At 73.8% G+C, this 7,229-nt stretch carries 9 protein-coding genes; 4 read left to right on the forward strand and 5 right to left on the reverse strand.

Annotated elements, in window-relative coordinates:
• Nucleotides 1–5: 5 nt before the first annotated feature.
• From ABZV00_RS02690 to ABZV00_RS02705, 4 genes are read right to left on the reverse strand one after another with little or no spacing between them, the layout of a single operon-like run.
• Nucleotides 6–1,250 carry a metallophosphoesterase gene (locus tag ABZV00_RS02690; protein ID WP_355601360.1) on the reverse strand — a complete coding sequence of 415 codons (1,245 nt, stop codon included), beginning with the start codon at nucleotides 1,248–1,250 and terminating at the stop codon, nucleotides 6–8.
• 13 nt (nucleotides 1,251–1,263) lie between these two features.
• Nucleotides 1,264–1,518, reverse strand: coding sequence for a MoaD/ThiS family protein (locus ABZV00_RS02695; protein WP_355601214.1), 255 nt, complete (start codon nucleotides 1,516–1,518; stop codon nucleotides 1,264–1,266).
• Nucleotides 1,519–1,521: 3 nt separating this feature from the next.
• Entirely contained in the window at nucleotides 1,522–2,535 is a 1,014-nt protein-coding gene (gene moaA / locus ABZV00_RS02700) for a GTP 3',8-cyclase MoaA (protein WP_355601216.1), read from the reverse strand.
• Nucleotides 2,532–3,443, reverse strand: a complete 912-nt coding sequence (locus ABZV00_RS02705; RefSeq protein ID WP_355601218.1) for a fructosamine kinase family protein — start codon at nucleotides 3,441–3,443, stop codon at nucleotides 2,532–2,534. Before ABZV00_RS02705 ends, moaA begins: the two co-directional genes overlap by 4 nt.
• A 194-nt stretch (nucleotides 3,444–3,637) precedes the next feature.
• Here ABZV00_RS02705 and ABZV00_RS02710 point away from each other — a divergent pair, with 194 nt between their 5' ends.
• The 4 genes from ABZV00_RS02710 to ABZV00_RS02725 all read left to right on the forward strand — a co-directional run bounded on the left by ABZV00_RS02710 (nucleotide 3,638) and on the right by ABZV00_RS02725 (nucleotide 6,213).
• Nucleotides 3,638–4,684: a DUF4192 domain-containing protein gene (locus ABZV00_RS02710; RefSeq protein ID WP_355601220.1), complete on the forward strand. Its 1,047-nt coding sequence runs from the start codon at nucleotides 3,638–3,640 to the stop codon at nucleotides 4,682–4,684.
• A 70-nt stretch (nucleotides 4,685–4,754) separates the two neighbouring features.
• A complete protein-coding gene (locus ABZV00_RS02715) occupies nucleotides 4,755–5,006 on the forward strand; it encodes a hypothetical protein (RefSeq protein WP_328421915.1) in 252 nt (83 codons plus the stop codon).
• Nucleotides 5,003–5,401 carry a hypothetical protein gene (locus ABZV00_RS02720; protein ID WP_355601223.1) on the forward strand — a complete coding sequence of 133 codons (399 nt, stop codon included), beginning with the start codon at nucleotides 5,003–5,005 and terminating at the stop codon, nucleotides 5,399–5,401. Before ABZV00_RS02715 ends, ABZV00_RS02720 begins: the two co-directional genes overlap by 4 nt.
• A 104-nt stretch (nucleotides 5,402–5,505) precedes the next feature.
• Nucleotides 5,506–6,213 carry a GAP family protein gene (locus tag ABZV00_RS02725; protein ID WP_328421911.1) on the forward strand — a complete coding sequence of 236 codons (708 nt, stop codon included), beginning with the start codon at nucleotides 5,506–5,508 and terminating at the stop codon, nucleotides 6,211–6,213.
• A gap of 13 nt (nucleotides 6,214–6,226) precedes the next feature.
• Here the strand turns inward: ABZV00_RS02725 and fdhD are convergent, their stop codons facing one another.
• Nucleotides 6,227–7,093 (reverse strand): formate dehydrogenase accessory sulfurtransferase FdhD, encoded by an 867-nt coding sequence (gene fdhD / locus ABZV00_RS02730; protein WP_328421909.1) that lies wholly within the window; start codon nucleotides 7,091–7,093, stop codon nucleotides 6,227–6,229.
• Nucleotides 7,094–7,229: the final 136 nt, after the last annotated feature.

The raw sequence follows: 7,229 nt of genomic DNA on the forward strand, positions 1-7,229 counted from the left end.
GTCCGCTATGCCGAGCGCAGCTCGACCAGGGTGATCTGTGGTTCGGCCCCGACCCGGACCGGCGGACCCCAGAAACCGGCGCCGTTGGTCACGTAGACCTTGGTGCCGTCGACCTCGCCCAGCCCGCTGACCACCGGCTGTTCGAGTCGGACGGCCAGGTTGAACGGCACCATCTGCCCGCCGTGGGTGTGCCCGGACAGTTGCAGGTCGACGCCGTACGTTGCCGCCTCCACCGCCGCCAACGGCTGGTGCGCGAGCAGGATCACCGGCCGGCTCGTGTCACGGTCACCGAGCGCGGCGGCGAAGTCCGGCCCGGCGGCGAGGCCGGTGCCCGTGCCGGACAGGTCGTTCACGCCGGCCAGATCGAGCACGCCGCCCCGGGCCTGGATCTCCTGCCGCTTGTTCTGCAGCACCCGCAGGCCGAGCCGGTCCACCTCCTGGACCCACTCCTCCACCCCCGAGTAGTACTCGTGGTTGCCGGTGACGAAGAAGCTGCCGTAGCGGGAGCGCAGGTCGCGAAGCGGCGCGGCGGCCGAGCCCAACTCGGCGACCGACCCGTCGACCAGGTCACCGACGACCGCCACCAGGTCGGCGTCGAGCCGGTTGATCGCGGCGACGATCCGCTCGGTGTGCGCCCGGCCGCGCAGCGGGCCGAGGTGGATGTCGGAGACGGTCGCGATGCGCAGGCCGTCCATGCTGCGCGGGAGCTTTGCGAGCGGGATCCGCACCCGGTCCAGCTGGGGCGGGCCGAGTGCGGTGCGTACTCCGTACCCCGTGAGGCCGGTGGCGGTGAGGCCGGCGAAGATGGCGGCCCCGCGGGCCAGCAGCAGCCGGCGGGCCGGGTCGTGGTCCGGTGCCGCGACGGCGCCGACGGCCGGCGGCTCGGTCGGCCCGGCGGCCCCGACCAGGACCGGCTCGGGCGCGGCGGTGGTCGGCTCGGCGGCGATCACCCGGCGGCGCAGCACCAGCCGGGTGACCAGCATCGGCACTTCGAGCACGACGAGCAGGACCAGCAGGTAGAACATCAGCGCGAGCCAGAGGTAGCCCGGCCAGGCCAGCCAGTAGAGCCCGGCCTGGGTCCCGGCGAGGGTGATCGGCACGAGTAGCGCCAGGACCAGGGCGGCTATCCCGCCGATCCGCCGCCAGCGGCCCGGCGTGGTGGTGTCCCGAACCAGCCGCTTCCACAGGTAGAGATGGATGAGACCGGTGATCAGCGCCAGGACGGCTACGAAACCCACAACCGCCATTATCTGTGCGTCTCCATCAGCCGCCCGCGAACGGGGGCAGGACATCGATCGTGGCCCCGCCCGGCAGGGGTGCCTGACGATCATGACAGGTCACACCGTCCACGAGGAAACTCGCCACCCGCAGTACGGCGGCGAGTTGGTCGCCGTGCCGCTGGGCCAGCTCGACGGTGAGGTCGTCGAGTGACCGGCCGGCGGGGGTGACCTCCTCGGCGCGGCCGGCGGCGGCGCGCGCGCCCGCGAAATAGCGGATGGTCAGCGGCGTCGGGTCCACGAGTCAGCCGCCGATCGCCGACATCGGGCGGGTCGGCTGGAGGAAGGTGGGGTCGTCGATGCCGTGCCCGGCGCGCTTGCCCCACATGGCGGTGCGCCAGCGTCGCGCCAGCTCGTCGTCGTCCGCGCCGCCGCGCAGGGCGGCACGCAGGTCGGACTCCTCGGTGGCGAAGAGGCAGGCGCGGACCTGGCCGTCGGCGGTCAGCCGGGTGCGGTCGCAGTCGCCGCAGAAGGGTCGGGTGACGCTGGCGATCACCCCGACCCGGGCCGGGCCACCGTTGACCAGCCAGGTCTCCGCCGGTGCCGCGCCGCGTTCGGCCGGGTCAGGGCTGAGGTCGAAGCGGGTACGCAGGGACGTCAGGATCTCCTCGGCGGTGACCATCGAGTTGCGGTCCCAACCGTGCTGGGCGTCCAGTGGCATCTGCTCGATGATCCGCAGTTGGTAGCCGTGGTCCAAGGCGAAGCGGAGCAGAGCCGGTGCGTCGCCGTCGTTGACGCCGCGCATCAGCACAGAATTGATCTTCACGGGGGCGAGCCCGGCAGCTGCGGCCCCGGCCAGCCCGGCGAGCACCGCGTCCAACCGGGGACGGCGGGTGAGCTGGGTGAACCGGGCCGGGTCCAGAGTGTCCAGCGAGACGTTGACCCGATCGAGGCCGGCAGTGCGCAGCGCCGGGGCGAGCCGATCCAGGCCGATGCCGTTGGTGGTGAGCGAGATCCGCGGGCGCGGCTCCAGCGCGGCGACCGCGGCCACGATGTCGAGCAGCCCGGGCCGGATCAGCGGCTCGCCGCCGGTGAACCGCACCTCGGTCACGTCGAGCCGCTCGACCGCCACCCGGACCAGACGGACGATCTCCTCGTCGGTGAGCAGCTCAGGGCCCGCCAGCCAGGGCAGACCCTCGGCCGGCATGCAGTAGGTGCAGCGCAGATTGCACTTGTCGGTGAGGGACACGCGCAGGTCCCGGGCGACGCGGCCGTACCGGTCGACGAGGACGCCGTCGGTCCGCGGGGCGACGCTCACCTGTCGACCGTAGCGCGCTCGGGCCGGCCGAGGGCGGCACGGGCGTTCTGGATGACCGCGTCCCGGTAACCGCCGCCGAAGAGCGCGGTGTGCACGAGCAGCAGGTGCAGCTGATGCAGCGGCACTCGTGCCCGCCAGCCCTCGGTCAACGGCCAGCTCTCCCGATAGGCGGCCAGCACCCGGTCCAGGTGCGGGAGGCCGCCGAAGAGCGCCAGCTGGGCGAGGTCGGTCTCCCGGTGGCCGCCGTGCGCCGCCGGGTCGACCAACCAGGCCCGGTCGTGGCCCCACAGCACGTTGCCCGGCCACAGGTCGCCGTGGATGCGGGCCGGTGGCTCGTCCCCGCCAAACTCGCCGACCCGACCGATCACCTGCTCGACCAGCTCGGCGTCAGCGCTGCTCAGTGCGCCGTCGTCGACCGATTGCCGCAGGTAGGGGACGAGTCGTCGTTCGGCGAACCACGTCGACCAGGGGCCGTCGTCGGGGGTGTTGTCCTGCGGGAGAGCCCCGATGAAACCGGGCCAGGTCGCACCGAAGGTTGGTGCGCCGGCCCGGTGCAGGCCGGCCAACTCCCGGCCGAAGCGCTCGGCCGCCTCCGGCGTCGGCTCGCCGGGCTCCACCCAGTCGAGCGCGAGCAGGTCGGGCAACGCCACGATCACCTCAGGTACGGCGACCGTGCCCGTCTCCCGCAGCCAGCGCAACCCGGCCGCCTCGGCGTCGAAGAAGCCCTCCGGTGCCGGCCGGCCGGCCCGCTCCGGCCAGGACTTGGCGAAGACCGAGTGACCGTCGTCCAGGGTGAGCCGGGCGGCGGCGCAGATGTCCCCACCGGCGACCGGCGTCTCCCGGATCCGCTGGTGGGTCAGGAACGTCGGCAGGTGTGCCGGGTGCGCGCGCAGGTACGCCAGGTCCATCAGCGCACGGTAACCGCTCCCCACGACACAACGGTGCCGCCCGAACACATCGGCTCGGTTCCCGGCGCCACAGGTCGCTTCCGAGTACGTCTTGGTACGTGGTGAGCAGGGACAACACGGTGAGTGACTGTGGATAACTCGCGTGTCGTCCACAGGGGCGGCGAAGCCGTACCACCGCGTCGCAGGCTCCCGGCATGACCTCGACAGAACGCCCCCGGCTCGCCGTCCGCTCACCCGCCGACCTGCTCGCCGCCGTGCCGTACCTGCTCGGCTTCCACCCCGCCGACAGCGTGGTCGCGGTGGCGCTGCGTGGACGGCAGATCATCTTCGCCGCCCGCGCCGACCTGCCCGATCCGTCGGCCAACCCGGTCGAGCGAGCCCAGCACCTGGCCGGGGTGATCCACCGGCAGGGCGCGGAGGCGGCGACCGTGGTCGGCTACGGGCCGCCCGACCGGGTGACGCCGAGCGTGGACGCGGTGCGCGCCGCCCTGACCGGCGCCGGGTTGGACGTGCTCGACGCGCTGCGGGTGACCGATGGTCGCTGGTGGTCCTACCTCTGCGCCGAGGCCGACTGCTGCCCGCCCGAGGGCCGGCGCTACGACCCGGCGGCCAACCCGGTGACCGCCTCGGCGGTCTTCGCCGGCCAGGTCGCGCTCCCCGACCGGGCCGCCCTCGCGGCACAGGTGTCGCCGGTGGACGGCCCGGCTCGGGCCGCGCTGCGCGCGGCCACCGTCCGGGCCGAGCGGCGACTGACCGAGCTGGCCGAGCAGGCGCCTGCGAGCGACCTGCTCGGCGGCCGGGCGCTGCGCTCCGCCGGGGTGGCGGCGGTCCGCGAGGCGCAGCGCCGGCAGCGGCGCGGCGAGCGGCTCGACGACGACGAGGTGGCCTGGCTGAGGCTGCTGCTGACCCACCCGCCGATCCGCGACCACGCCTGGGAACGCACCGACGGTCGGGACCGGGACATCGCCCTCTGGACCGACGTGCTCCGCCGGGCGGAGCCGGAGTTGACCGCCGCGCCTGGCGCGCTGCTGGCGTTCGCCGCCTGGCGGGCGGGGCAGGGGGCACTGGCCGCGGTCGCGCTGGAGCGTGCGTTGAGCCTGCACCCCGACTACTCGCTGGCCCTGCTCCTGGACGACCTGCTCCGACGCGGCGTGCCCCCATCGGAGCTGGACGGCTGGCCGTCCGTCGGCCTGCCCGGCGTGGTCCGTCCCCACAAGCGGGGCCGACGTGGCCGCCGCTGACCGGCAACGCCCAGCGCCCACCCCAGCCGGTAGCACCGCCGGTGCTACCAGTTTCGCTAGGCTTGTTGACATGACCGCGAAACGTTCCGTCAGTCTCCCCGACGATGTCGCCGACTGGCTCGACCGGCAGCCCAACGTCTCGGCCGCGATCACCGCGGCGGTCCGGGCCCAGATGGCCGGCGCGCACCTCGACGAGGTGCTGCGGCGAGCCGGTATCGAGGTCACCGAGGCGGGCAAGGCGCGATGGCGGGGGCGGCTGGCGACGCCCATCCCGGCGGACGCCCTGGCTGAGGGGCGGCGGATGCTGGGTGACGCCGGATGAGTGATCGGATCGCGGCTGTGTTGGACGCGTCCGCGTTGACCGCCTACGCCGAGGGCAACGTTTCGGTGGGTGAGTTGATGGCGGAGGTCGCCGACGAGGGACGGCAGGTGGCCGTCCCCGCCGCCTGCCTGGCGGCCGCGTACGCGGGCACTGCCGACGAGGTCGGCGCCGCGCTGCTGGCCCTGCTGATGACCGCCCCGGTGGTCCGCCTGCTGCCGCTCGACGCCGACGACGTCCGAGCCACGGGCACGCTGGCCCGCGTCATCGACGGCGACATCTCGCTCGGCCACGCCGCCCGTGCGGCGCTCACCTACCGGGCGCACTACGCGACCGCGCAGCCCAAGGAGGCGGCGAAGGTACTGCCGGCCACGTGGAGCATCCTTGAACTTGCCTGACGCGTCCGCCGAACGATGTACGCGTCTCTCCTGTCCACGGCCGACTCGGCGGAGCAGCCACCACCGGACAATGATCTCGTGTCCGAACTCCGTACCGGTACGACATGACCGTCGCGTTGCTGCTGTCGCTGGCCGGGCTGGCGTTGGTGGACAGCACCAGCATCGGCACCCTCTTCATCCCGGTCTGGTTGCTGCTCGCGCCCGGGCCGGTCAGCGTCCGGCGGATCCTGACCTATCTCGGGACGATCGCCGCCTTCTACCTCGCGGTCGGGCTGCTGCTCGTGTGGGGTGGCAGCAGGTTGGCGGACGTGCTGGGCGGGGCCACGGACAACCGCGGCGTGCTCTGGGCGCAACTCGTCCTGGGCGTGGCGCTTCTCGCGCTCAGCTTCCGCTACGACGGCAAACGACGCCCGCGTACCGGCGGCGTGCTGCGCTGGCGGGACCGGGCCACCGCGGGGGACTCCTCCGCTCGCTGGTTGGCCGGGCTCGCGCTGCTCGCCGCGCTGGCCGAGGTGGCGACCATGCTCCCGTACCTCGGCGCGGTGGGCCTGTTGGCCACCTCGGGGGTCGGCACGGCGACCGTGGTGGCCCTGCTCGCCGGATACTGCCTGGTCATGGTGTTGCCGGCGGTGCTGTTGCTGCTCGCCAGGGTGGCCCGCCCGGCGTTGGTCGAGCCGGTGCTGGCCCGGCTGAACGCCTGGATCATCACGAAGGCGGGCAGCGCGCTGGGCTGGCTCCTCGGCATCGTCGGGTTCCTGATCGCCCGCGACGCCGCAGCCCGGCTGGAGCTGTTCGACCTGCTCAACCGCTGACGATCCGCCCGCGTCAGGCCGGCTGCTCCACCGTGATCCGGTGCGCGCCGGCGTAGACGTTCATGGTCCGGCCGCGCAGGAACCCGACCAGTGTCATCCCGGCCTCGTCGGCCAGTTCCGCCGCGAGGGTGCTCGGGGCGGAGACCGCGGCCAGCAGCGGCAGCCCCGCCATCCACGCCTTCTGGGTCAGCTCGAAGCTGGCCCGGCCGGAGACCAGCAGCAGGTGCCCGGCCAGCGGCAGCCGGCGTTCCCGCACCGCCCAGCCGATCACCTTGTCCACGGCGTTGTGCCGGCCCACGTCCTCTCGAAGCACCACCAGCTCTCCGGCGGCGGTGAACAGCCCCGCCGCGTGCAGCCCGCCGGTCCGGTCGAAGCCGCGCTGGGCAGCGCGCAACTGGTCGGGCAGTTCGGCGAGGAGGGCGGCCGGCACGGTGAGCGGATCGGCCGCGACCGGGAACAGTGAGCGGGTGCGGACGGCGTCGATGCTGGCCTTACCGCAGACCCCACAGGAGCTGGTCGTGTAGAAGTTGCGGGACGGGTCGGTGGTCGGTTCCGGCACCCCGGGGGCGAGCACCACGTCCACCACGTTGTACGTGTTCGGCGTCTCCGCTCCGGCGCAGAGCTGCGCGGTGAGCACGTCGTCGGTCGACCGGATCAGCCCTTCGGTCAGCAGGAACCCGATGGCCAGGTCCAGGTCGTCCCCGGGCGTGCGCATGGTGACCGCGAGCGGCCGTCGCCGGCCGGGACCGGCCGCGCCGACCCGGATCTCCAGCGGCTCCTCCACGGCCAGGCTGTCCGGCCGGCGGACGGACCCGCGCCCGTCGGCCACCGCGTCCAGGTCGATCCGGAGTACGCCCCGTCGGTCAGTCGCCCGTCCCATCCCGCCATCCTGCACCCCGCGCCGGTACGCCCGCACGGCCACCGGCCACCGGCCACCGGCCACCGGCCACCGGGCACCGGCCACCGGGCACCGGCCACCGGGCACCGGGCACCGGGCACCGGGCACCGGGCACCGG

The sequence above is a fragment of the Micromonospora sp. NPDC005173 genome (assembly GCF_040608515.1).
In the GTDB taxonomy this organism is placed as follows: Bacteria; Actinomycetota; Actinomycetes; order Mycobacteriales; family Micromonosporaceae; genus Micromonospora.

Excerpts from the sequence above, each read along its gene's own strand:
- ABZV00_RS02705 (WP_355601218.1), bottom strand. The coding sequence starts at position 3,443 with ATGGACCTGGCGTACCTGCGCGCGCACCCGGCACACCTGCCGACGTTC.
- ABZV00_RS02710 (WP_355601220.1), top strand. The coding sequence starts at position 3,638 with ATGACCTCGACAGAACGCCCCCGGCTCGCCGTCCGCTCACCCGCCGAC.
- ABZV00_RS02715 (WP_328421915.1), top strand. The coding sequence starts at position 4,755 with ATGACCGCGAAACGTTCCGTCAGTCTCCCCGACGATGTCGCCGACTGG.
- ABZV00_RS02720 (WP_355601223.1), top strand. The coding sequence starts at position 5,003 with ATGAGTGATCGGATCGCGGCTGTGTTGGACGCGTCCGCGTTGACCGCC.
- ABZV00_RS02725 (WP_328421911.1), top strand. The coding sequence starts at position 5,506 with ATGACCGTCGCGTTGCTGCTGTCGCTGGCCGGGCTGGCGTTGGTGGAC.
- fdhD (WP_328421909.1), bottom strand. The coding sequence starts at position 7,093 with ATGGGACGGGCGACTGACCGACGGGGCGTACTCCGGATCGACCTGGAC.